Origin of the sequence: Escherichia sp. WS3063 (assembly GCF_046486595.1) — a bacterium.
Taxonomy (GTDB): Bacteria; Pseudomonadota; Gammaproteobacteria; order Enterobacterales; family Enterobacteriaceae; genus Escherichia; species Escherichia coli.
On the sequence record NZ_JBJQKY010000013.1, the window covers coordinates 35,942 to 59,559 of the forward strand.

At 51.8% G+C, this 23,618-nt stretch carries 20 protein-coding genes; 11 read left to right on the forward strand and 9 right to left on the reverse strand.

Features of this window, described 5'->3' with window-relative positions:
* Positions 1-147 precede the first annotated feature (147 nt).
* From mdtA to yegQ, 10 genes are all read left to right on the forward strand, one after another.
* Entirely contained in the window at positions 148-1,395 is a 1,248-nt protein-coding gene (mdtA, locus tag ACJHYW_RS14095; RefSeq protein WP_000679017.1) for a multidrug efflux RND transporter subunit MdtA, read from the forward strand.
* Positions 1,395-4,517, forward strand: a complete 3,123-nt coding sequence (gene mdtB, locus ACJHYW_RS14100) for a multidrug efflux RND transporter permease subunit MdtB (RefSeq protein ID WP_061092864.1) — start codon at positions 1,395-1,397, stop codon at positions 4,515-4,517. Before mdtA ends, mdtB begins: the two co-directional genes overlap by 1 nt.
* A complete protein-coding gene (mdtC, locus tag ACJHYW_RS14105) occupies positions 4,518-7,595 on the forward strand; it encodes a multidrug efflux RND transporter permease subunit MdtC (RefSeq protein WP_061092863.1) in 3,078 nt (1,025 codons plus the stop codon).
* Positions 7,596-9,011, forward strand: a complete 1,416-nt coding sequence (locus tag ACJHYW_RS14110; RefSeq protein WP_000130881.1) for an MFS transporter — start codon at positions 7,596-7,598, stop codon at positions 9,009-9,011.
* Positions 9,008-10,411: a two-component system sensor histidine kinase BaeS gene (gene baeS / locus ACJHYW_RS14115; RefSeq protein WP_000675162.1), complete on the forward strand. Its 1,404-nt coding sequence runs from the start codon at positions 9,008-9,010 to the stop codon at positions 10,409-10,411. The genes ACJHYW_RS14110 and baeS overlap by 4 nt, the downstream gene beginning before the upstream one ends.
* Complete coding sequence (gene baeR / locus ACJHYW_RS14120) at positions 10,408-11,130, forward strand: two-component system response regulator BaeR (RefSeq protein WP_000137877.1); 723 nt, start codon at positions 10,408-10,410, stop codon at positions 11,128-11,130. Before baeS ends, baeR begins: the two co-directional genes overlap by 4 nt.
* A 179-nt stretch (positions 11,131-11,309) precedes the next feature.
* Positions 11,310-11,642 carry a YegP family protein gene (locus ACJHYW_RS14125; protein ID WP_000929408.1) on the forward strand — a complete coding sequence of 111 codons (333 nt, stop codon included), beginning with the start codon at positions 11,310-11,312 and terminating at the stop codon, positions 11,640-11,642.
* Positions 11,643-11,850: 208 nt separating this feature from the next.
* Positions 11,851-12,147, forward strand: coding sequence for a type II toxin-antitoxin system ParD family antitoxin (locus ACJHYW_RS14130; RefSeq protein ID WP_001329834.1), 297 nt, complete (start codon positions 11,851-11,853; stop codon positions 12,145-12,147).
* 1 nt (position 12,148) lies between these two features.
* Positions 12,149-12,445: a type II toxin-antitoxin system RelE/ParE family toxin gene (locus tag ACJHYW_RS14135; RefSeq protein ID WP_001259171.1), complete on the forward strand. Its 297-nt coding sequence runs from the start codon at positions 12,149-12,151 to the stop codon at positions 12,443-12,445.
* 102 nt (positions 12,446-12,547) lie between these two features.
* On the forward strand, positions 12,548-13,909 hold the full coding sequence (gene yegQ, locus ACJHYW_RS14140) for a tRNA 5-hydroxyuridine modification protein YegQ (protein WP_000476012.1): 1,362 nt from the start codon (positions 12,548-12,550) through the stop codon (positions 13,907-13,909).
* Positions 13,910-14,238: 329 nt separating this feature from the next.
* On the opposite strand, the gene yegR is transcribed toward yegQ, so the two are convergent.
* Entirely contained in the window at positions 14,239-14,556 is a 318-nt protein-coding gene (gene yegR, locus ACJHYW_RS14145; RefSeq protein ID WP_001361579.1) for a protein YegR, read from the reverse strand.
* A gap of 415 nt (positions 14,557-14,971) precedes the next feature.
* On the opposite strand from yegR, the gene yegS reads away from it, so the two are divergent.
* Entirely contained in the window at positions 14,972-15,871 is a 900-nt protein-coding gene (gene yegS / locus ACJHYW_RS14150; RefSeq protein ID WP_000807362.1) for a lipid kinase YegS, read from the forward strand.
* An 81-nt stretch (positions 15,872-15,952) separates the two neighbouring features.
* Here the strand turns inward: yegS and ACJHYW_RS14155 are convergent, their stop codons facing one another.
* The 8 genes from ACJHYW_RS14155 to fbaB form a co-directional block, all read right to left on the reverse strand.
* Positions 15,953-16,726: a DeoR/GlpR family DNA-binding transcription regulator gene (locus tag ACJHYW_RS14155; RefSeq protein ID WP_001295426.1), complete on the reverse strand. Its 774-nt coding sequence runs from the start codon at positions 16,724-16,726 to the stop codon at positions 15,953-15,955.
* A gap of 105 nt (positions 16,727-16,831) precedes the next feature.
* Positions 16,832-17,872 carry a galactitol-1-phosphate 5-dehydrogenase gene (gatD, locus tag ACJHYW_RS14160; protein WP_000844229.1) on the reverse strand — a complete coding sequence of 347 codons (1,041 nt, stop codon included), beginning with the start codon at positions 17,870-17,872 and terminating at the stop codon, positions 16,832-16,834.
* Between the two features lie 47 nt (positions 17,873-17,919).
* Entirely contained in the window at positions 17,920-19,275 is a 1,356-nt protein-coding gene (locus ACJHYW_RS14165; protein ID WP_000490678.1) for a PTS galactitol transporter subunit IIC, read from the reverse strand.
* A 3-nt stretch (positions 19,276-19,278) separates the two neighbouring features.
* Positions 19,279-19,563 (reverse strand): PTS galactitol transporter subunit IIB, encoded by a 285-nt coding sequence (gatB, locus tag ACJHYW_RS14170; protein ID WP_000823289.1) that lies wholly within the window; start codon positions 19,561-19,563, stop codon positions 19,279-19,281.
* 30 nt (positions 19,564-19,593) lie between these two features.
* Positions 19,594-20,046, reverse strand: coding sequence for a PTS galactitol transporter subunit IIA (gene gatA / locus ACJHYW_RS14175; RefSeq protein WP_000182899.1), 453 nt, complete (start codon positions 20,044-20,046; stop codon positions 19,594-19,596).
* A 9-nt stretch (positions 20,047-20,055) separates the two neighbouring features.
* On the reverse strand, positions 20,056-21,318 hold the full coding sequence (gatZ, locus tag ACJHYW_RS14180; RefSeq protein WP_000853841.1) for a tagatose-bisphosphate aldolase subunit GatZ: 1,263 nt from the start codon (positions 21,316-21,318) through the stop codon (positions 20,056-20,058).
* A 28-nt stretch (positions 21,319-21,346) separates the two neighbouring features.
* Entirely contained in the window at positions 21,347-22,201 is an 855-nt protein-coding gene (gatY, locus tag ACJHYW_RS14185; protein ID WP_000289802.1) for a tagatose-bisphosphate aldolase subunit GatY, read from the reverse strand.
* 227 nt (positions 22,202-22,428) lie between these two features.
* Positions 22,429-23,481, reverse strand: coding sequence for a class I fructose-bisphosphate aldolase (gene fbaB, locus ACJHYW_RS14190; RefSeq protein ID WP_000129551.1), 1,053 nt, complete (start codon positions 23,479-23,481; stop codon positions 22,429-22,431).
* Positions 23,482-23,618 lie beyond the last annotated feature (137 nt).

Consider the following 23,618-nt stretch of genomic DNA (forward strand, 5'->3'; position numbering starts at 1 on the left):
GTGTTATTACTGGATGCGTGCTCGCAAAAGTGCCTGCCATTCAGACGATTCCCGACAGTGTTTCATAATTCCTCCATTTTTCTCCCTTATTGGCTGGCTACACTAGTATCATTCCGCGAAACGTTTCAGGAAGAGAAACTCTTAACGATGAAAGGCAGTTATAAATCCCGTTGGGTAATCGTAATCGTGGTGGTTATCGCCGCCATCGCCGCATTCTGGTTCTGGCAAGGCCGCAATGACTCCCGGAGTGCAGCCTCAGGGGCGACGAAACAAGCGCAGCAATCGCCAGCGGGTGGTCGCCGTGGTATGCGTGCCGGTCCATTAGCCCCGGTTCAGGCAGCGACCGCCGTAGAACAAGCTGTGCCACGTTATCTCACCGGGCTTGGCACCATTACCGCCGCTAATACTGTTACGGTGCGCAGCCGCGTGGACGGTCAACTGATGGCGTTGCATTTCCAGGAAGGCCAGCAGGTCAAAGCTGGCGATTTACTGGCAGAAATTGACCCCAGCCAGTTCAAAGTTGCATTAGCACAAGCCCAGGGCCAACTGGCAAAAGATAAAGCCACGCTTGCCAACGCCCGCCGTGACCTGGCGCGTTATCAACAACTGGTAAAAACCAATCTCGTATCTCGTCAGGAACTGGATGCCCAACAAGCGCTGGTCAGTGAAACCGAAGGTACCATTAAGGCTGATGAAGCAAGCGTCGCCAGCGCGCAATTGCAACTCGACTGGAGCCGTATCACCGCACCAGTTGATGGTCGCGTTGGTCTCAAGCAGGTTGATGTTGGTAACCAAATCTCCAGTGGTGATACCACCGGGATTGTGGTGATCACCCAGACGCATCCTATCGATTTGCTCTTTACCCTGCCGGAAAGCGATATCGCTACCGTAGTACAGGCGCAAAAAACCGGAAAACCGCTGGTTGTTGAAGCCTGGGATCGCACCAACTCGAAGAAATTAAGTGAAGGCACGCTGTTAAGTCTCGATAACCAAATCGATGCCACTACCGGTACGATTAAAGTGAAAGCACGCTTTAATAATCAGGATGATGCGCTGTTTCCCAATCAGTTTGTTAACGCGCGTATGTTAGTCGACACCGAACAAAACGCCGTGGTGATCCCCACCGCCGCCCTGCAAATGGGCAATGAAGGCCATTTTGTCTGGGTGCTGAATAGCGAAAACAAGGTCAGCAAACATCTGGTGACGCCGGGCATTCAGGACAGTCAGAAAGTGGTGATCCGCGCAGGTATTTCTGCGGGCGATCGCGTGGTGACGGATGGCATTGATCGCCTGACCGAAGGGGCGAAAGTGGAAGTGGTGGAAGCCCAGAGCGCCACCACTTCGGAAGAGAAAGCCACCAGCCGCGAATACGCGAAAAAAGGAGCACGCTCCTGATGCAGGTGTTACCCCCGAGCAGCACAGGCGGCCCGTCGCGCCTGTTTATTATGCGTCCTGTCGCCACCACGCTGCTGATGGTGGCGATCTTACTCGCCGGGATTATCGGTTATCGAGCCCTGCCCGTTTCGGCGCTGCCGGAAGTGGACTATCCGACCATTCAGGTGGTCACGCTTTATCCAGGTGCGAGCCCGGATGTCATGACCTCTGCCGTTACCGCGCCGCTCGAACGCCAGTTCGGGCAGATGTCTGGCCTGAAACAGATGTCGTCGCAAAGTTCCGGCGGTGCGTCAGTTATCACTTTACAGTTCCAGCTAACATTACCGCTCGATGTCGCCGAGCAGGAAGTGCAGGCCGCGATTAACGCTGCGACCAACTTGTTGCCGAGCGATCTGCCTAACCCGCCGGTTTACAGCAAAGTGAATCCGGCAGATCCGCCGATCATGACGCTCGCCGTCACCTCAACCGCCATGCCGATGACCCAGGTGGAAGATATGGTGGAAACCCGCGTCGCGCAGAAAATCTCGCAGATTTCCGGCGTCGGCCTGGTGACGCTTTCCGGCGGTCAGCGTCCGGCTGTTCGTGTCAAACTTAACGCTCAGGCGATTGCCGCCCTCGGCCTGACCAGCGAAACCGTGCGCACCGCCATTACCGGCGCGAACGTTAACTCAGCGAAAGGTAGCCTCGACGGCCCTTCCCGCGCGGTCACGCTTTCCGCGAACGACCAGATGCAATCCGCCGAAGAGTATCGCCAGCTAATCATCGCCTACCAGAACGGCGCGCCGATTCGTCTGGGCGATGTCGCAACCGTAGAGCAAGGAGCAGAAAACAGCTGGCTCGGCGCGTGGGCGAACAAAGAACAGGCCATTGTGATGAATGTTCAGCGCCAGCCCGGTGCTAACATTATCTCCACCGCCGACAGCATCCGGCAGATGCTGCCACAACTCACCGAGAGTTTGCCGAAATCGGTGAAGGTGACAGTACTTTCTGACCGTACCACCAATATTCGCGCATCCGTCGATGATACTCAGTTTGAATTAATGATGGCTATCGCGCTGGTAGTCATGATTATCTACCTGTTTTTGCGCAATATTCCGGCGACCATTATTCCTGGCGTCGCAGTGCCGCTGTCGTTAATCGGCACCTTCGCAGTCATGGTGTTTCTCGATTTTTCGATCAATAACCTGACGCTGATGGCATTAACTATCGCCACCGGATTCGTGGTCGATGACGCCATCGTGGTGATCGAGAACATTTCGCGCTATATCGAAAAAGGCGAAAAACCGCTGGCGGCGGCGCTCAAGGGCGCGGGTGAAATCGGTTTTACCATTATCTCGCTGACCTTCTCGCTGATTGCAGTGCTGATCCCGCTACTGTTTATGGGCGATATCGTCGGGCGACTGTTCCGCGAGTTTGCCATTACCCTGGCGGTAGCAATTTTGATCTCCGCCGTGGTGTCGCTGACTCTGACGCCGATGATGTGCGCGCGGATGCTCAGCCAGGAGTCGCTGCGTAAACAGAATCGCTTCTCCCGAGCCTCGGAGAAAATGTTCGACAGGATAATCGCCGCCTATGGTCGTGGACTGGCGAAAGTGCTGAATCATCCGTGGCTGACCTTAAGCGTGGCGCTCAGCACGCTGCTGCTTAGCGTGCTGTTGTGGGTGTTCATTCCGAAAGGTTTCTTCCCGGTACAGGACAACGGCATTATTCAGGGCACTTTGCAGGCACCGCAATCCAGCTCCTTTACCAATATGGCCCAGCGGCAACGCCAGGTCGCGGATGTGATTTTGCAGGATCCGGCAGTGCAAAGTATGACCTCGTTTGTTGGCGTTGATGGCACTAACCCGTCGCTGAACAGTGCGCGTTTACAAATCAACCTCAAACCGTTGGATGAACGTGATGACCGGGTGCAAAAAGTCATCGCCCGTCTGCAAACGGCGGTCGATAAAGTGCCGGGCGTCGATCTCTTCCTGCAACCAACGCAGGATCTGACTATCGATACTCAGGTCAGCCGCACCCAGTACCAGTTTACCTTGCAGGCCACATCGCTGGATGCGCTCAGCACCTGGGTGCCGCAACTCGTGGAAAAACTCCAGCAGTTGCCACAGCTTTCTGATGTCTCCAGTGACTGGCAGGACAAAGGGCTGGTGGCGTATGTCAATGTTGATCGCGACAGCGCCAGCCGTCTGGGGATCAGCATGGCGGACGTCGATAACGCCCTGTACAACGCGTTTGGTCAGCGACTGATTTCCACTATTTATACTCAGGCTAACCAGTATCGCGTGGTGCTGGAACACAACACTGAAAATACCCCAGGCCTCGCGGCGCTGGATACTATCCGCCTGACCAGCAGCGACGGTGGCGTGGTGCCGCTAAGCTCAATTGCCAAAATTGAGCAGCGTTTTGCGCCGCTCTCCATCAACCATCTGAATCAGTTCCCGGTAACGACTATCTCCTTTAACGTGCCGGATAACTATTCGCTGGGCGATGCGGTGCAGGCGATTATGGACACCGAAAAAACGCTGAATCTGCCGGTGGATATCACCACGCAGTTCCAGGGTAGCACCCTCGCCTTCCAGTCGGCATTGGGCAGCACTGTCTGGCTGATTGTCGCGGCGGTGGTGGCGATGTATATCGTGCTCGGTATTCTGTATGAAAGTTTTATTCACCCGATCACCATTCTCTCGACGTTGCCAACGGCAGGTGTTGGCGCACTGCTGGCGCTAATGATTGCCGGAAGTGAGCTGGATGTGATCGCCATCATCGGCATTATTTTGCTGATCGGTATTGTGAAGAAAAACGCCATCATGATGATCGACTTCGCGCTGGCTGCTGAGCGCGAGCAAGGCATGTCGCCGCGCGAAGCTATTTACCAGGCTTGTCTGTTGCGTTTTCGTCCGATCCTGATGACCACTCTGGCGGCTCTGCTTGGCGCGCTGCCGCTGATGTTGAGTACCGGGGTCGGCGCGGAACTACGTCGTCCGTTAGGTATCGGCATGGTCGGCGGTCTGATAGTCAGCCAGGTGCTGACGCTGTTTACCACGCCGGTGATTTATTTGCTATTCGACCGCCTGGCATTGTGGACCAAAAGCCGCTTTGCCCGTCATGAAGAGGAGGCGTAAGTGAAGTTTTTTGCCCTCTTCATTTACCGCCCGGTGGCGACGATTTTACTGTCGGTCGCCATTACCCTGTGCGGCATACTGGGTTTCCGTATGCTGCCAGTCGCCTCGCTGCCGCAGGTCGATTTTCCGGTGATCATGGTCAGCGCCTCGCTGCCCGGTGCGTCACCAGAAACAATGGCGTCTTCCGTTGCCACGCCGCTGGAGCGCTCACTTGGGCGCATTGCCGGAGTCAGCGAAATGACCTCCAGCAGTTCGCTCGGCAGCACGCGCATTATTTTGCAGTTTGATTTTGACCGGGATATCAACGGCGCAGCGCGCGATGTGCAGGCGGCGATCAACGCCGCGCAAAGTCTGCTACCCAGCGGGATGCCCAGCCGTCCGACCTATCGCAAAGCGAACCCATCGGATGCGCCAATTATGATCCTCACGCTGACATCCGATACTTATTCGCAGGGTGAACTGTACGATTTCGCCTCGACACAGCTGGCTCCGACAATTTCGCAAATCGACGGTGTCGGTGATGTCGATGTCGGCGGCAGCTCACTGCCCGCCGTACGCGTCGGGCTGAATCCGCAGGCGCTGTTTAATCAGGGCGTCTCGCTGGACGACGTACGCACTGCCATCAGCAATGCCAACGTGCGTAAACCGCAGGGCGCACTGGAAGATGGCACCCACCGCTGGCAGATCCAGACCAATGACGAACTGAAAACTGCCGCTGAATATCAGCCGCTAATTATTCATTACAACAACGGCGGAGCGGTTCGTCTGGGCGATGTGGCGACGGTGACCGACTCAGTACAGGATGTGCGCAACGCCGGGATGACCAACGCCAAACCGGCTATTTTGCTGATGATCCGCAAGCTGCCGGAAGCCAATATTATCCAGACGGTAGACAGCATCCGCGCCCGTCTGCCGGAATTACAATCCACCATCCCGGCAGCAATTGATCTGCAAATTGCCCAGGATCGCTCCCCTACTATCCGCGCGTCGCTGGAAGAGGTTGAGCAGACGCTGATTATCTCGGTGGCGCTGGTGATTCTGGTGGTGTTTTTATTCCTGCGCTCGGGTCGCGCCACTATTATTCCCGCCGTTGCGGTGCCGGTTTCGCTGATTGGTACGTTTGCGGCGATGTACCTGTGCGGATTCAGTCTCAATAACCTTTCGTTAATGGCACTCACCATCGCTACTGGTTTCGTGGTGGATGACGCCATCGTGGTGCTGGAAAACATTGCCCGTCATCTGGAAGCGGGGATGAAACCGCTACAGGCCGCGCTACAAGGTACTCGCGAAGTCGGCTTTACGGTGCTGTCGATGAGTCTGTCACTGGTGGCGGTGTTCCTGCCGCTGCTGTTGATGGGCGGATTGCCGGGTCGCCTGTTACGCGAGTTTGCCGTGACGCTTTCTGTCGCCATTGGTATTTCGTTGCTGGTTTCCCTGACGTTAACGCCGATGATGTGCGGCTGGATGCTGAAAGCCAGCAAGCCGCGCGAGCAAAAGCGACTGCGTGGTTTTGGTCGCATGTTGGTAGCCCTGCAACAAGGCTATGGCAAGTCGCTGAAATGGGTGCTCAATCATACCCGTCTGGTGGGCGTGGTGCTGCTTGGCACCATTGCGCTGAATATCTGGCTGTATATCTCGATCCCGAAAACCTTCTTCCCGGAGCAGGACACAGGCGTACTGATGGGCGGGATACAGGCTGACCAGAGTATTTCGTTTCAGGCGATGCGCGGCAAGTTGCAGGACTTCATGAAAATTATCCGTGACGATCCGGCGGTGGATAATGTCACCGGCTTTACTGGCGGTTCACGGGTGAACAGTGGAATGATGTTTATCACGCTTAAACCACGCGGCGAGCGGAGCGAAACGGCCCAGCAAATTATCGACCGTCTGCGGGTAAAGCTGGCGAAAGAGCCGGGGGCGAATCTGTTCCTGATGGCGGTACAGGATATTCGCGTTGGCGGACGTCAGTCGAACGCCAGCTATCAGTACACGTTACTGTCCGACGACCTGGCGGCACTGCGCGAATGGGAGCCGAAAATTCGCAAAAAACTGGCGACGTTGCCGGAACTGGCGGACGTGAACTCCGACCAGCAGGATAACGGCGCGGAAATGAATCTGGTTTACGACCGCGACACCATGGCACGGCTGGGAATCGACGTGCAGGCCGCCAACAGCCTGTTAAATAACGCCTTCGGTCAGCGGCAAATCTCGACCATTTACCAGCCGATGAACCAGTATAAAGTGGTGATGGAAGTGGATCCGCGCTATACCCAGGACATCAGTGCGCTGGAAAAAATGTTCGTTATCAATAACGAAGGAAAAGCGATCCCGCTGTCGTATTTCGCTAAATGGCAACCGGCGAATGCCCCACTATCGGTGAATCATCAGGGATTATCGGCGGCCTCGACCATCTCGTTCAACCTGCCGACCGGGAAATCGCTCTCGGACGCCAGTGCGGCGATCGATCGCGCAATGACCCAGCTTGGTGTGCCTTCGACGGTGCGCGGCAGTTTTGCCGGCACGGCGCAGGTGTTCCAGGAGACGATGAACTCGCAGGTGATCCTGATTATCGCCGCCATCGCCACGGTGTATATCGTGCTGGGTATCCTTTACGAGAGTTACGTACATCCGCTGACGATCCTCTCCACCCTGCCCTCGGCGGGCGTTGGTGCGCTGCTGGCGCTGGAGCTGTTTAATGCCCCGTTCAGCCTAATCGCCCTGATAGGAATCATGCTATTAATCGGCATCGTGAAGAAAAACGCCATTATGATGGTCGATTTTGCGCTCGAAGCCCAACGGCACGGTAACCTGACGCCGCAGGAAGCTATTTTCCAGGCCTGTCTGCTGCGTTTTCGCCCGATTATGATGACTACCCTGGCGGCGCTGTTTGGCGCGCTGCCGCTGGTGTTGTCGGGCGGTGACGGCTCGGAGCTGCGGCAACCCCTGGGGATCACCATTGTCGGCGGTCTGGTAATGAGCCAGCTTCTGACGCTGTATACCACGCCGGTGGTGTATCTCTTTTTCGACCGTCTGCGGCTGCGTTTTTCGCGTAAACCTAAACAAACGATAACCGAGTAAATGACAGATCTTCCCGACAGCACCCGCTGGCAATTGTGGATTGTGGCTTTCGGCTTCTTTATGCAGTCGCTGGACACCACCATCGTAAACACTGCCCTTCCCTCAATGGCGCAAAGCCTCGGGGAAAGTCCGTTGCATATGCACATGGTCATTGTCTCTTATGTGCTGACCGTGGCGGTGATGCTGCCCGCCAGCGGCTGGCTGGCGGACAAAGTCGGCGTGCGCAATATTTTCTTTACCGCCATCGTGCTGTTTACTCTCGGTTCACTGTTTTGCGCACTTTCCGGCACGCTGAACGAACTGTTGCTGGCACGCGCGTTACAGGGCGTTGGCGGTGCGATGATGGTGCCGGTCGGCAGGTTGACGGTGATGAAAATCGTACCGCGCGAGCAATATATGGCGGCGATGACCTTTGTCACGTTACCCGGTCAGGTCGGGCCGCTGCTCGGTCCGGCACTCGGCGGCCTGCTGGTGGAGTACGCCTCCTGGCACTGGATCTTTTTGATCAACATTCCGGTGGGGATTATCGGTGCGATCGCCACACTGATGTTAATGCCGAACTACACCATGCAGACGCGGCGCTTTGATCTCTCCGGCTTTTTATTGCTGGCGGTTGGCATGGCGGTATTAACCCTGGCGCTGGACGGCAGTAAAGGTACAGGTTTATCGCCGCTGGCGATTGCTGGCCTGGTCACAGTTGGTGTGGTGGCACTGGTGCTTTATCTGCTGCACGCCAGAAATAACAACCGCGCTCTTTTCAGTCTGAAACTGTTCCGCACTCGTACCTTTTCACTGGGCCTGGCGGGGAGCTTTGCCGGACGTATCGGTAGCGGCATGTTGCCCTTTATGACGCCGGTTTTCCTGCAAATTGGCCTCGGTTTCTCGCCTTTTCATGCCGGACTGATGATGATCCCGATGGTGCTTGGCAGCATGGGAATGAAGCGAATTGTGGTACAGGTGGTGAATCGCTTTGGTTATCGTCGGGTACTGGTAGCGACCACGCTGGGTCTGTCGCTGGTCACCATGTTGTTTATGACCACCGCGCTGCTGGGCTGGTACTACGTTTTACCGTTCGTCCTGTTTTTACAAGGAATGGTCAACTCAACGCGTTTCTCCTCCATGAACACCCTGACGCTGAAAGATCTCCCGGACAATCTGGCGAGCAGCGGAAACAGCCTGCTGTCGATGATTATGCAATTGTCGATGAGTATCGGCGTCACTATCGCCGGGCTGTTGCTGGGACTTTTTGGTTCACAGCATGTCAGCGTCGACAGCGGCACCACACAAACCGTCTTTATGTACACCTGGCTTAGCATGGCGTTTATCATCGCCCTTCCGGCGTTCATCTTTGCCAGAGTGCCGAACGATACGCATCAAAATGTCGCTATTTCGCGGCGAAAAAGGAGCGCGCAATGAAGTTCTGGCGACCCGGTATTACCGGCAAACTGTTTCTGGCGATTTTCGCCACCTGCATTGTCTTGCTGATCAGTATGCACTGGGCGGTGCGTATCAGTTTTGAGCGTGGCTTTATTGATTACATCAAGCATGGTAATGAACAACGGCTGCAAATGCTCGGCGATGCGCTTGGTGAGCAGTACGCCCAGCACGGGAACTGGCGCTTCCTGCGTAATAACGATCGCTTTGTATTTCAGATCCTACGTTCGCTGGAGCATGATAACAACGAAGATAAGCCCGGCCCCGGTATGCCGCCACACGGCTGGCGCACGCAATTCTGGGTGGTTGATCAAAACAACAAAGTGCTGGTTGGCCCGCGAGCACCGATTCCACCAGACGGCACACGGCGGCCCATTATGGTCAATGGGGCGGAAGTGGGTGCGGTGATCGCCTCCCCTGTTGAACGACTGACCCGCAATACCGATATCAATTTTGACAGACAACAGAGGCAAACCAGTTGGCTGATTGTCGCTTTATCTACCTTGTTAGCGGCGCTGGCGACATTCCCACTGGCGCGCGGTTTGCTGGCTCCGGTCAAACGACTGGTGGACGGTACACACAAACTGGCAGCGGGCGATTTCACTACTCGCGTAGCCCCCACCAGCGAAGATGAGTTGGGCAGACTGGCAGAGGATTTCAATCAACTCGCCAGCACACTGGAGAAAAACCAGCAGATGCGCCGCGATTTTATGGCCGATATCTCCCACGAGCTGCGCACGCCTTTAGCGGTACTGCGCGGCGAACTGGAAGCTATTCAGGATGGCGTGCGTAAATTCACGCCGGAGACGGTGGCTTCTTTACAGGCAGAGGTCGGTACACTGACCAAACTGGTGGATGATCTTCATCAATTGTCGATGTCTGATGAAGGCGCTCTCGCCTATCAAAAAGCACCGGTAGATTTGATCCCACTGCTGGAAGTGGCGGGCGGCGCATTTCGCGAACGATTCGCCAGCCGTGGCCTGAAACTGCAATTTTCCCTGCCAGACAGTATTACCGTATTTGGCGATCGCGACCGTTTAATGCAGTTATTCAATAACTTACTGGAAAACAGCCTGCGCTACACTGATAGCGGCGGTAGCCTGAAAATCTCTGCCGAGCAGCACGACAAAACGGTGCGCCTGACCTTTGCCGACAGTGCACCGGGCGTTAGTGACGATCAACTGCAAAAATTGTTTGAGCGTTTTTATCGCACCGAAGGTTCCCGCAACCGTGCCAGCGGCGGTTCCGGCTTGGGGCTGGCGATTTGTCTTAACATTGTTGAAGCACATAATGGTCGCATTGTTGCCGCTCATTCGCCTTTTGGCGGGGTAAGCATTACAGTAGAGTTACCGCTGGAACGGGATTTACAGAGAGAAGTATGACCGAGTTACCAATCGACGAAAACACGCCACGTATTTTGATCGTGGAAGATGAACCGAAGCTGGGGCAGTTGCTTATTGATTATCTGCGTGCTGCGAGCTATGCGCCGACGCTTATCAGCCACGGCGATCAGGTACTGCCATATGTGCGCCAGACACCACCGGATCTGATCCTGTTGGATCTGATGCTCCCTGGCACCGATGGCCTGACGTTGTGTCGGGAGATTCGTCGTTTTTCTGACATTCCGATCGTGATGGTGACAGCAAAAATCGAAGAGATCGACCGCCTGCTCGGGCTGGAGATTGGCGCAGATGATTATATCTGTAAGCCGTACAGCCCACGGGAAGTGGTAGCGCGCGTCAAAACCATTTTGCGCCGTTGCAAACCGCAGCGCGAGTTGCAGCAACAGGATGCTGAAAGCCCGTTGATTATCGACGAAGGTCGTTTTCAGGCTTCATGGCGCGGAAAAATGCTTGACCTGACGCCTGCGGAATTTCGTCTGCTGAAAACGCTCTCTCATGAACCAGGAAAAGTGTTCTCCCGCGAGCAATTGCTCAATCATCTTTATGACGACTACCGCGTAGTAACCGACCGCACCATCGACAGCCACATTAAAAACCTGCGCCGCAAGCTGGAATCTCTCGACGCCGAACAGTCATTTATCCGCGCCGTTTACGGCGTCGGTTACCGCTGGGAAGCCGACGCCTGCCGCATCGTTTAATATTTTTACCTGCCGGAGAAGGCATTCACGCCGCATCCGGCAACATTATCCCATGCATTGTCGGCTATCTGACATTATCTCTCCGCCCTGGCAAGCACCTGAAAATCGCTCATACTTTAATCGGCAAACAGTCCTTTTAGATGCTGTTTTCGATACGCAATTTCAATCAAGGAGTCATTATGGCTGGTTGGTTTGAACTCAGTAAGAGCAGTGATAATCAGTTCCGGTTTGTGCTAAAAGCGGGCAATGGTGAGACTATCCTCACCAGCGAGCTGTATACCTCAAAAGCCTCTGCGGAAAAGGGCATCGCGTCGGTACGTAGCAACAGCCCGCAAGAAGAACGCTATGAGAAAAAAACGGCAAGCAACGGCAAATTCTATTTCAATCTGAAAGCCGCCAATCATCAAATTATCGGCTCCAGCCAGATGTACGCCACCGCGCAATCTCGTGAAACCGGAATTGCCTCCGTTAAAGCCAATGGCACAAGCCAGACGGTAAAAGACAATACGTAATTACGATGCCGGGCGTGGGTTGTTGGCGTCCGGCTTTATATCAAAACAACTCTTAGTTATTGATAATTAAGATTAACCTCCGCCATTAAAATAGTGGGCACTGACGAGCACTCGTTGTGCTTTCTTTGTTTACCATCCCATACTTATCTTCCTGAACATGTTCATATGCCAAAATATCTTCTAATACTTTCGTGACGCTATCCGGTTTATGAAATACACTGATGTAAGATTTTTACTTACAGGCGGGTGTAAAATGGCCAGAACGATGACGGTTGATCTCGGCGATGAGTTGCGTGAATTTATCGAGTCCTTAATTGAATCCGGCGACTATCGCACCCAAAGCGAAGTGATCCGTGAGTCGCTGCGCTTACTTCGAGAAAAGCAAGCAGAGTCTCGCCTGCAAGCGTTACGTGACATGCTCGCTGAAGGGTTGAGTAGTGGTGAAGCTCAGCCGTGGGAAAAGGACGCGTTTTTACGGAAGGTGAAAGCAGGGATAAGGAAATAATGTGCGTACTATAAAACTCATGCCAAAAGCCAATGAGGATTTAGAAGGCATCTGGTATTACAGCTATCACCATTTCGGCGAACCACAAGCCGACAGATATGTGGAACATCTTTCAGACGTTCTCCAGATTCTGAGTAACAATAATATAGGTACGCCCAGACCTGAATTAGGCGAAGGTATTTTTGTTCTTCCTTTTGAACGCCACGTAATTTATTTCCTGCAATCGCCAGAGGAAATTATCGTCATTCGTATCCTTAACCAAAACCAGGACGCCTCCAGACATTTACACTGGAGCTAAACCCGCCGATTGCGCTACAATGCCCGCCCTTAAAGTGGGGGCACTCCCCTAACCGCTTCATCAGGTGAAGCGGATCTGACCTGTCATCAGAACGAGAGAATTATGTTTAAACCGGAACTCCTTTCCCCGGCGGGAACGCTGAAAAATATGCGTTACGCTTTCGCTTATGGCGCAGATGCTGTTTATGCGGGCCAGCCGCGTTACTCCCTGCGTGTGCGCAACAACGAATTCAACCACGAAAATCTCCAGCTCGGCATCAATGAAGCCCACGCGCTGGGGAAAAAGTTTTATGTCGTGGTCAACATTGCACCGCACAACGCCAAGCTGAAAACCTTTATCCGTGACCTGAAACCGGTGGTGGAGATGGGGCCGGATGCGCTGATTATGTCCGATCCAGGGCTGATTATGCTGGTGCGCGAGCACTTCCCTGAAATGCCGATCCACCTCTCGGTGCAGGCTAACGCCGTGAACTGGGCGACGGTGAAATTCTGGCAGCAAATGGGACTGACCCGCGTGATCCTCTCTCGCGAGCTGTCGCTGGAAGAGATTGAAGAGATCCGTAATCAGGTGCCGGATATGGAGATCGAGATCTTCGTTCACGGTGCGCTGTGCATGGCCTACTCCGGTCGCTGCCTGCTCTCTGGCTATATCAACAAGCGCGACCCGAACCAGGGCACCTGCACCAACGCCTGCCGCTGGGAGTACAACGTCCAGGAAGGGAAAGAAGATGACGTTGGCAACATCGTGCACAAGTACGAGCCGATTCCGGTGCAAAATGTTGAGCCGACGCTGGGCATCGGCGCGCCAACCGACAAAGTGTTTATGATCGAAGAAGCTCAGCGTCCGGGCGAGTATATGACTGCGTTTGAAGATGAGCACGGCACTTACATCATGAACTCGAAAGATCTGCGCGCTATCGCCCACGTTGAACGCCTGACCAAAATGGGCGTGCATTCGCTGAAAATCGAAGGTCGTACAAAATCTTTCTACTATTGCGCACGCACCGCGCAGGTTTACCGTAAAGCTATCGATGACGCAGCTGCGGGAAAACCATTCGATACCAGCCTGCTGGAAACTCTGGAAGGTCTGGCGCATCGTGGCTATACCGAAGGTTTCCTGCGTCGTCATACTCACGACGATTATCAGAACTACGAATACGGTTATTCAGTTTCTGACCGCCAGCAGTTTGTTGGTGAGTTTACCGGTGAGCGCAAGGGCGACCTCGCGGCGGTAGCGGTGAAAAATAAATTCTCCGTTGGCGACAGCCTTGAGCTGATGACGCCGCAAGGGAACATTAACTTTACCCTTGAGCATATGGAAAACGCCAAAGGCGAAGCAATGCCGGTCGCACCGGGCGATGGTTATACTGTGTGGATCCCGGTGCCGCAGGATCTTGAGCTAAATTACGCGCTGCTGATGCGTAATTTCTCCGGGGAAACCACGCGTAACCCCCACGGTAAGTGATTAATTTCGATTATTTTTCCCGGATGGAAAATTCTTAGAAACCGATCACATACAGCTGCATTTATTAAGGTTATCATCCGTTTCGCTGAAAAACATAACCCATAAAATGCTAGCTGTACCAGGAACCACCTCCTTAGCCTGTGTAATCTCCCTTACACGGGCTTATTTTTTATGCATAAGCCCTATCTCTGGTAACCGTCTTCCATTGACCACATCGATAGAATCTCCCTTCATAGCACGATGCCTTTCACTTATTGGCATCGTGCTCGCACAGGTTCCGGTTACGCACAGCCAGAACGCGCATGTTTGACGCTTACCAAAAAATATTCTCACTCTCCACATTTGAATGTCAGACGAGCGACGCCATGTAATCCTGCACCTTCTGTCTTCAATTTAACTATCTGCATTTTTTTGCCCTGTGTAACACAGAAATGAACTGCATCATTTTTTACTATATTTTCTGCACCAGATATTCTACCCCTGGCTAAAGAAGCTTCGGCTTCGGTGTAGTATTGGTTATCGAGTTTACGCTGAATATTACTTTTATATGCAAGACCAAATTTACCGATACTTGTCTCATCATTATGTACAGCACACCCAGACATAAGAAAAACACTAATTAATGATATAGCAGCTATCTTTTTCATCTTACCTTCCCCCATTAAATACCAACGACACGCTCTGGTGTTTAAATATAATAATGGCATGATTATTATAATTGAATAGGATTATAATAAATGTTCTGTACAACATTTCCTACATAAGTAGGAATTACATACACGGATGCCCTTCCGGGTAACCCCATGGGGGGGGGGTAATATATTTTTAATAGTAGATTGAAGATGCCACTGTTTAGTTGAATATTAGGTATATGCTCTTTTTTGAAATTTATCGGTGGCTGCCGTTAATATTCGCTGTTCCCATTGCAAGCTCCTGGTGGTAACCACTGAATCCCCATACCTGAACTGACTTTTTATCCTCCGACTTTCATCCTGTTCTGACTCCACCTTTTCTTTTCTGCTCTACACTATCTACAGACCAATCATAAAGGCACATACGATCATGGCAGAATTTCCCGCCAGCTTACTGATTCTTAATGGCAAAAGTACTGACAATCTACCCTTGCGCGAAGCAATTATGCTGTTGCGTGAGGAAGGAATGACGATCCATGTGCGGGTCACCTGGGAGAAAGGCGATGCCGCACGATATGTAGAGGAGGCCCGGAAGTTGGGCGTCGCAACGGTGATTGCCGGTGGTGGCGATGGCACCATTAATGAAGTTTCTACGGCGTTGATTCAGTGTGAGGGGGATGACATACCCGCGCTGGGAATTTTGCCATTAGGAACCGCCAATGATTTTGCCACCAGTGTAGGGATTCCTGAGGCACTGGATAAGGCGCTGAAACTGGCAATTGCCGGTAACGCCATTGCAATAGATATGGCGCAGGTCAACAAACAAACCTGTTTTATTAATATGGCGACAGGCGGATTTGGGACGCGTATTACCACAGAAACGCCGGAAAAATTAAAAGCCGCGCTGGGTGGCGTCTCTTACATCATTCATGGCTTAATGCGCATGGATACTCTGCAACCGGACCGTTGTGAAATCCGCGGTGAAAACTTTCACTGGCAAGGTGACGCCCTGGTCATTGGTATTGGTAACGGGCGTCAGGCTGGTGGCGGTCAGCAATTGTGCCCGAACGCGTTAATTAACGATGGCTTGCTGCAACTGCGCATTTTTACCGGCGATGAAATTCTTCCGGCTCTCGTATCAACCTTAAAATCTGACGAAGATAACCCGAATATTATCGAAGGCGCTTCGTCGTGGTTTGATATACAAGCCCCACACGAAATCACTTTTAATCTTGATGGCGAACCGTTGAGCGGACAAAACTTTCATATTGAAATACTTCCGGCGGCGTTGCGTTGTCGATTACCACCGGATTGTCCATTATTGCGTTAATCAAACTATTCTCTCTTGAACCAGGGAAAATCCGTAATGCCGGATGCGGTGTAAACAACTTATCCGGCATACAGAACAATACTACACCGTAATTAATTTCACTCGTGTCTTCTGCAATGCCAGTTTATCCACCTCTGACACAGCATCGTCGGTAATAATAATGTCAATTTTTTCGATTGGCAGTACCTGATTAAAACCGCGACGATTAAATTTCGATGAATCGAGAACGGCAATCACTTTATTTGCGGCTGTGACCATCGCCCCGCTAATCGAATAGCCTTCATTAAAGGTCGTAATACCATTAACCGCATCAATACCATCAGCACCGACAAACATTAAATCGGCATTAATATCCTGCAATGAACGCTCAGCAATGGAGCCATGCATCGAGCGCGTTTTATGGCGGACCGTGCCACCGCAGACGACCAGAGTAATGTCTTTATTTTCGGAAAGGGCAAATGCTGCCGGGAGACTGTTGGTAATCACCGTGATATTTTTGGCGGTCATTAATCCTTCGGCGATAAGCATTGTCGTACTTCCGCTGTCGAGAATAACGGTCATCCCTTCGTGGATCATTTTGACTGCCGCCTGCGCTATTCTGTTTTTTGGCGCGCTGGCGAGCTGAAATCGCTCTTTAAACCCGACTTCCTGGGTCTCGGTTTCACTATTACCGGACATTATTTTCGCCGCACCGCCATGAAAGCGCGTAACCACGCCTTTTTGTTCGAGAAAGCGCAAATCGGCACGGATTGTCGCTTCCGAGGCAGCAAATACTCCCGCCAGATCCTGAACAAGCACGGTTCCCTGTTCATTCACTAATTGGATGATCTTATTCCTTCGCTCGAATGAATTCATCGTCATTTACCCATATTCAATTGTGGCTAGTGTAAACGAAGGGGGACCATTGGTGAATGATCTGTTTTGCACAATACCGGGCCAGCATCACGCTGGCCCGCGGTTTCAGGGAATGAGCAACACTTTGCCCGGCATAGCATTACGAGCGATGTCACGCACCGCCTGGGCGAAGCTTTCAAAGCTTCCACGGTGAGCGATTAATGGCTCCAGGCTTAACTTACGTTCTGTCAGCAACCGACTCGCCGTTTCCCACTCCTGCCCCGGCCAAGGGCTGGAGTAGTTCATCCAACTGCCGATAACCGTCAGCTCTTTACGTAATATTTTGCCAAACGTTGTCGATGTTAAATGCAGATCCTGATGCAACGTGCCCACCAGCGTCAGCTGGGCATGAGGCCCGGCAATCTCTACCGCCAGTTCGACGGTTTGCGGGACGCCAGCCGTCTCGAGGATAAGCTGATTAAAGCGCAGCTCGCGTAAAACGCCCTGCATTTGCGGCGCGCTCATTTCAAGGCTGTTAAATGTTTGCATCGCACCGAAAGATTTTGCCAGTGCCAGTTTTTCTGAGCTAATGTCGATTGCCGTCACACTCTTTGCTCCCAGCGCGACAGCGCACTGAATGGCCAGCAGGCCAATGGTTCCGGCACCAATAATAATAACGTTTTTATTCTCACATCCTTGCGCTAAATGGAACGCATGCAGGCCAACGGTAATCGGTTCAATAAAAGCGCCATCCTCAATAGGCATATCCGCAGGTAGTGCAAAGACATTGTTTCGCTTAACGACAATATATTCGGCAAATCCACCATCACGCCGTGAGCCAATAAAATCATATTTTGCGCACTGGGAATAAAACCCTTTCAGACACTCTGGACAAGTAAAACAGGGTAATAACGGCACACAGGCAACCGCATCGCCGGGGTGTAAATCATCAACACCGGATCCCACCGCATCAATATAGCCGCTAAATTCATGGCCTAACGTTATTGGATAATAATGTGCACCATTTTTAAATATCCTGGGTAAATCGGAACCACATAAGCCCGAGCTTGCAATTTTTACCCGCACCTCATCCTGATGTTTAATTTCAGGAATGACGCTTTCTGCAACGCGCACGATACCATCAGTATCATTCACCACTGATTTCATAAAAACTCCTGATTGTTAAGGGGGATTACCTCCCCCTCAGGTAAAAATTATTCTGCGAGAACGGCTTTCTCTTGTTTAATAAAACCACGCGCTCTACGCCAGGTCATGAAAATACCGGTCAGATAAATTGCGCCGATAATAATGAAACCGGGAATATTTTGCGGGGAGAAAACCTGAATCAGTAACCAGGTAATGGGAGAACCGCCCTGATCCATTGAAGCCACCATACCCCCGGCTTTTAACGCGCCCGCATTAGCCGCCAGTTGGGTGTGCAAACCAATAGTTTGCGTAGCGATCCACAGGGTGATGCTCATAATGATGACACCCGAGATTAAGGTGCGGAACAGATTTCCACGATGCACCGCGACCGCCATCGCCACAAAGAAGCCGATGGTGGCAAGGTCGCCAAACGGCAGCACCTGATTACCCGGCACACAAACAGCAATTAAAATGGTGAGCGGGATAAAAATCAGGCTTGCCGATACCACTGCCGTATGCCCCAGCAACAACGCCGGATCAAGGCCAATCAGGAACTCCTGACCGCCGAACTTCGCCTGTAAACGACTACGGGCCTGCTTAGCGATGGGCGTTAAACCATCCATGATAGGTTTAATCACCCGTGGCATCAGCAGCATAACTGCCGCCGTTTTTACCGCCAGCTGCAATACACCTTTGACATCGTAACCCGCAAGGATGCCGATAATCAGCCCCATCACAAAACCCACGGTGACCGGTTCGCCAAAAGGGCCAAATTTGCGCTGAATATCATCGGCGCTAAATTTAATTCGGTTAACGCCTGGGATTTTCTCGATGATAGCATCGACCAGCACCGCAATCGGCCCCATATACGCCGACGTACCGTGCGGAATAGCAATGCCTTCCAGCTCAAAGAAATTTCGGGTATCGCGGGCAAACCAGTCGCCGAGCTTATAAACAAACGCCGCGTGAATTACCACACCCGCCATCCCTATCATCCATGAACCGGTTGCCAGATGCAGCAACGCGCCGGTGAAGGTCATATGCCAGATATTCCAGATATCAACATTTACCACCCGCGTCATACGGGTCAGTAACATCGCCACGTTAACCAGAATCGCAATCGGAATCGCCACCAGCGCAATTTGCGACGCCCAGGTCATGGGTGAAGAGCCCGGCCAGCCGACATCGACCACATGCAGATTCAGGTCGAAATTTTCCGCCATCGCTTTCGCCGCCGGACCAATGGAATCCAGCATTAAGCCAATCACAAGGCCAATGCCAACAAAGCCAATCCCGATATGCAGACCCGCTTTAAAGCAATCGCCTGCCTTCATGCCTAATATTTTAGAAAAAATAATGATGACAATCGGCAGCATCACCGTAGGGCCGAGGTCGAGAATATAACGCATGACTTCTGAAAACATAGGTCACCCCTGTAAGATAGTCAGAATTTTATTTTGTAATGCTTCGATACCGACACCAGAAACAAAAGGCATGCCGTGAACTAACGGAATATTGCCAAAACTACGATCTACCCTGGCAGTGGTGCATATCAAATGCACGCCATCCATATAGGTTTCTATTTCATTAACCCGACACTGGATTAATTCAACAGGAATATTATGACTCTGACACAACTCTTTAATTTCTTCCGCCGCCATCGTAGAGGTCGCAACCGCACCTCCGCAAGCGACAATAATTTTGCGTTTCATAAATAGTCCTTTTTATTGTTACAGAGGGATTTATTCGTCTGAATCTAAAACATACTTTGTGAAGTATTCCTTTAACTGGGTTTCAGGAAGAGTGATTAGTGTCTCGACGATATCGGGCTGTTGTAACTTGCCAAATAAACAGCGTAAAAGTTTCAATTGCTGCTGCGGATTTTCCACAATCAACGCAATAACCAACGATACCGCCACGTCGTTATCATCATCCGCTTGCTGAAAATGAACTTTATTTGTTGGCCTTAACAGATAAATGGCTGACGACTTAGCATGAATCGCCTCACAATGTGGTATTGCAATGGCGTGCTGCTCAAGCATTATCCCGGTAGGGAATTCTGCTTCTCTGGCAATTAATGCCTGTGGCCAGGTATCATGAACCACACCTTTCGCGAGCATCTCATTACCGATATGGGTTAAAACTTCGCTACGATCGACAAAAGAAATTCCGCTACGAACAAACAGGTTAGTCATATACCGTCCTTATTCCGCACAGCCGTAGCGATAGGCGCGCAAAACATCATAAATTTTATCCATAATCAACTGATGCGGTATTGCTGATAATTCCCCGGACTGAATGCGTTCAAATTGTTTAGGAAGATACTGACTAATCATGCCCAGAGGGATTTCCATGCCTTCCAGATTCACCATCATCGTTTCGACGCTATTTTTAATCCGGCTATGCGGCCAGTAATAACGAATACGATCCGACAGGCTGTAACGAATATCCAGTAATGAATCGTGAAAACCCGGGCGATAATATTTCTTCCAGTACTGCGGTTCGTCGAGCATTACTTCTTCAATTACCGCCAGGCAACCGCTGCGATTTTCGGGGGCGATAAGTTCCTGCTCAATTTGTGCCAGCGCAAATACCGCCTCACGTAAAGCAAAGGTTAATGCGGGACCGACTTTCAATATTGCAAAGTGATCGCGGACTAATTCCCGATAGGCCGCCTGAGTCTGGTAATCGGTGGAATGCGCTTCATAAACCATTTTGGTTTTTTCTATCCATTGCGCCAGCGCCTGAGCTTCTTGCGCCTGATAATGAATAATATTGCTATGGTCAAATTCCACACCAGGCTGCACCACGATGGCAATCACGCGTGTTAACGCCTCTGCCAGACCACGGGCAATAAAGGCCTTTTGATGCGTGCGTAAAGTATTGGCGGCATCTTCAACCTGGGTGATGTGTACTGACTGAATGGCGCTGGCCTCACCACCCGGAACCGGAACTTCGGTGCCAATGACATAGCTCAGTTGCTCACGCTGGCAATCTGTCGCCACACTTTCCGCCGCCAGACAAAGCACAGCAGCTCGTTCAGCAACCGTTTCTGGGGCTAACGGTATAGGATCCCCCGCGCAGGACATTGACGCATCAAGATGAATTTTACTGAAGCCGGCACGAACATATGCCTTTACCAGCTCGACGGATTTTTCCATCGCCGCATCCGCATTTTCTTGCTGCCAGCAGTTTGGCCCCAGATGATCGCCGCCGAGAATAATGCGTTCGCGTGCAAACCCAACTTTATCGGCAATCGCAAAAACAAATTCGCGAAAGTCTGCCGGTGTCATTCCGGTATAACCGCCAAATTGATTGACCTGGTTTGACGTTGCTTCAATCAGCACTTTGCGCGTGCTGTTGCGATCAAATGCCAGCGCCGCTTCGATAACCAACGGATGGGCAGAACAGACTGAACATATGCCGATATGTTCACCAGCTTTATGCCGGGCAATTAACGTTTTCATGTTTTTTCCTTGTTAAATGGCAGGTGCGTTATGCCCTGCCTTCGCAACCACAATCGGCAATCACTTTGCTCACCACATCGCGCATTGCGGATTTAGCCGACTGCAAATAATCCCGGGGATCGGTCGCTTCGGGGTGCTCGGTCAGGTAATTTTTTAACGCCTGCGAGAAGGCATTTTTCAGCTCCGTTGCAACGTTGATTTTGCATATCCCCAGTTTGATGGTTTGCTGAATATCCTTAGTCGATAATCCTGACGCGCCATGCAGCACCAGCGGTAAATTCACCCACTGACGAATGTTCTCCAGTCGAGAAAAATCAAGCGCCGGTGCTCTGGCATACATACCGTGAGCCGTGCCGATGGCGACCGCCAGGGAATCAATCCCGGTTGCCTCGGCAAATTCACGCGCCTGAACGGGGTTGGTGTACAACGCATCTGCTTCATTGACTTGCACATCATCTTCCTGGCCGCCAAGTTGCCCCAGCTCCGCTTCGACGCTGACATCAAAGCGATGGCAAAAATCCACCACCTCTTTGACCCGTGAAATATTTTGCGCAAAAGGCAAATGCGAGGCGTCAATCATGACTGAGCGCACGCCAGAACGAACCTTCTGAGCGATATCGTCAAATTTCGTGTGATGGTCGAGATGAATCGCCAGTGGATGGTGATATTGCTTCGCCATCGCGCTGACCAGCGCCATCAGATTTTCTGTACCGGCATGAGTAAATGTGCCGGGCGTTCCGGCGATGATGACCGGCGCATGCATGCTGGCAGCAGTTTCCACCACCACTTGCATCGTTTCGAGATTGTGAATATTGAATGCCGGAACCGCATAACCGCCGCGCTGCGCGTTGTTCAGCATCTGCTTTGTCGATACCACGTACATTTTCACATCCTGTCGTTTATTTTCGATATCAAAACATAATGAAATTATTTGTTTTTAAATGTCGAGATAACGATCACAAAAACGACAATTCGAAAATTAATCAGAATGACAGGCAAAAAAACGGCCTCCCGATAGGGAAGCCGTAGCAAAGTGCGCGTGTTTTTATGCCGGATGCGACGTAAACGCCTTTTCCGTTATACGGGGTAGTGCTGTTCGTATAAGGCGTATCAGGCGATAGTAATTTTGCTATCGAGATAAACGTCCTGCACGGCGTTAATCAGTTTCACGCCGTCAGCCATCGATTTCTTGAACGCCTTACGTCCAAGAATCAGCCCCATTCCGCCAGCGCGTTTGTTGATAACCGCAGTACGCACTGCATCGCTGAGGTCAGTTTCACCGCCCGCAGCACCGCCGGAGTTTATCAACCCAGCCCGGCCCATATAGCAGTTAGCTAACTGATAACGCACCAGATCAATCGGGTTTTCGCTGGTCAATTTGCTGTAAACACGATCGTCGGTATAACCGTAATTAATCGCTTTATAGCCGCCGTTATTTTCCGCCATTTTTTGTTTGACGATATCCGCACCTATGGTCGCCGCCAGATGGTTCGCCTGACCAGTCAGGTCGGCGGAAACATGGTAATCAACGCCATCTTTCTTAAAGGCGGAGTTACGCAAATAGGCCCACAGCACTGTCACCATGCCCAGCTCGTGCGCACGTTCAAAAGCCGCAGAAATTTCTTCAATCTGGCGACGTGACTCTTCCGAGCCAAAATAGATAGTCGCACCAACCGCCACCGCGCCCATATTGAACGCCTGCTCCACGCTGGCATACAGCGTTTGATCGTAGGTATTCGGGTAACTTAGCGTCTCGTTGTGATTAAGTTTGACGAGGAATGGAATGCGATGCGCGTAACGCCGCGATACCGATGCCAGCACGCCGTAAGTTGACGCCACACAGTTACAGCCCGCTTCGATCGCCAGTTCAACAATGTTTTTCGGGTCAAAGTAGAGCGGGTTAGCGGCAAATGAAGCTCCGGCAGAGTGCTCAACGCCCTGGTCAACCGGCAGAATAGAAAGATATCCTGTGCCAGCCAGACGCCCGGTGTTGTACAACGTCTGCATATTACGTAACACCGCTGGCGGGCGATTATTGTCAATCATCACGCGGTCTACGTAGTCATGTCCGGGGAGATAAAGCTGGTCAGAAGGAATAGTCATACAACGGTGCTGTAAAAGGTTGTCGGCGTCTTTGCCAAGCAACTGCGCAATATCTGTCATTACTATGCTCCCGTAAATTCCGATTGGATATCGGCTATGGATTGTCCTGGCCCGCCTTTTGCGGGCAATCATAATCCTGGTCGTTACGGGCGAGTTTTTCCATCTTTTGGATGTTTTTTCAGCGTTTTCTGTTGGCT

Excerpts from the sequence above, each read along its gene's own strand:
- mdtA (WP_000679017.1), top strand. The coding sequence starts at position 148 with ATGAAAGGCAGTTATAAATCCCGTTGGGTAATCGTAATCGTGGTGGTT.
- mdtB (WP_061092864.1), top strand. The coding sequence starts at position 1,395 with ATGCAGGTGTTACCCCCGAGCAGCACAGGCGGCCCGTCGCGCCTGTTT.
- ACJHYW_RS14110 (WP_000130881.1), top strand. The coding sequence starts at position 7,596 with ATGACAGATCTTCCCGACAGCACCCGCTGGCAATTGTGGATTGTGGCT.
- baeS (WP_000675162.1), top strand. The coding sequence starts at position 9,008 with ATGAAGTTCTGGCGACCCGGTATTACCGGCAAACTGTTTCTGGCGATT.
- baeR (WP_000137877.1), top strand. The coding sequence starts at position 10,408 with ATGACCGAGTTACCAATCGACGAAAACACGCCACGTATTTTGATCGTG.
- ACJHYW_RS14125 (WP_000929408.1), top strand. The coding sequence starts at position 11,310 with ATGGCTGGTTGGTTTGAACTCAGTAAGAGCAGTGATAATCAGTTCCGG.
- ACJHYW_RS14130 (WP_001329834.1), top strand. The coding sequence starts at position 11,851 with ATGAAATACACTGATGTAAGATTTTTACTTACAGGCGGGTGTAAAATG.
- yegQ (WP_000476012.1), top strand. The coding sequence starts at position 12,548 with ATGTTTAAACCGGAACTCCTTTCCCCGGCGGGAACGCTGAAAAATATG.
- yegR (WP_001361579.1), bottom strand. The coding sequence starts at position 14,556 with ATGAAAAAGATAGCTGCTATATCATTAATTAGTGTTTTTCTTATGTCT.
- yegS (WP_000807362.1), top strand. The coding sequence starts at position 14,972 with ATGGCAGAATTTCCCGCCAGCTTACTGATTCTTAATGGCAAAAGTACT.
- ACJHYW_RS14155 (WP_001295426.1), bottom strand. The coding sequence starts at position 16,726 with ATGAATTCATTCGAGCGAAGGAATAAGATCATCCAATTAGTGAATGAA.
- gatD (WP_000844229.1), bottom strand. The coding sequence starts at position 17,872 with ATGAAATCAGTGGTGAATGATACTGATGGTATCGTGCGCGTTGCAGAA.
- ACJHYW_RS14165 (WP_000490678.1), bottom strand. The coding sequence starts at position 19,275 with ATGTTTTCAGAAGTCATGCGTTATATTCTCGACCTCGGCCCTACGGTG.
- gatB (WP_000823289.1), bottom strand. The coding sequence starts at position 19,563 with ATGAAACGCAAAATTATTGTCGCTTGCGGAGGTGCGGTTGCGACCTCT.
- gatA (WP_000182899.1), bottom strand. The coding sequence starts at position 20,046 with ATGACTAACCTGTTTGTTCGTAGCGGAATTTCTTTTGTCGATCGTAGC.
- gatZ (WP_000853841.1), bottom strand. The coding sequence starts at position 21,318 with ATGAAAACGTTAATTGCCCGGCATAAAGCTGGTGAACATATCGGCATA.
- gatY (WP_000289802.1), bottom strand. The coding sequence starts at position 22,201 with ATGTACGTGGTATCGACAAAGCAGATGCTGAACAACGCGCAGCGCGGC.
- fbaB (WP_000129551.1), bottom strand. The coding sequence starts at position 23,481 with ATGACAGATATTGCGCAGTTGCTTGGCAAAGACGCCGACAACCTTTTA.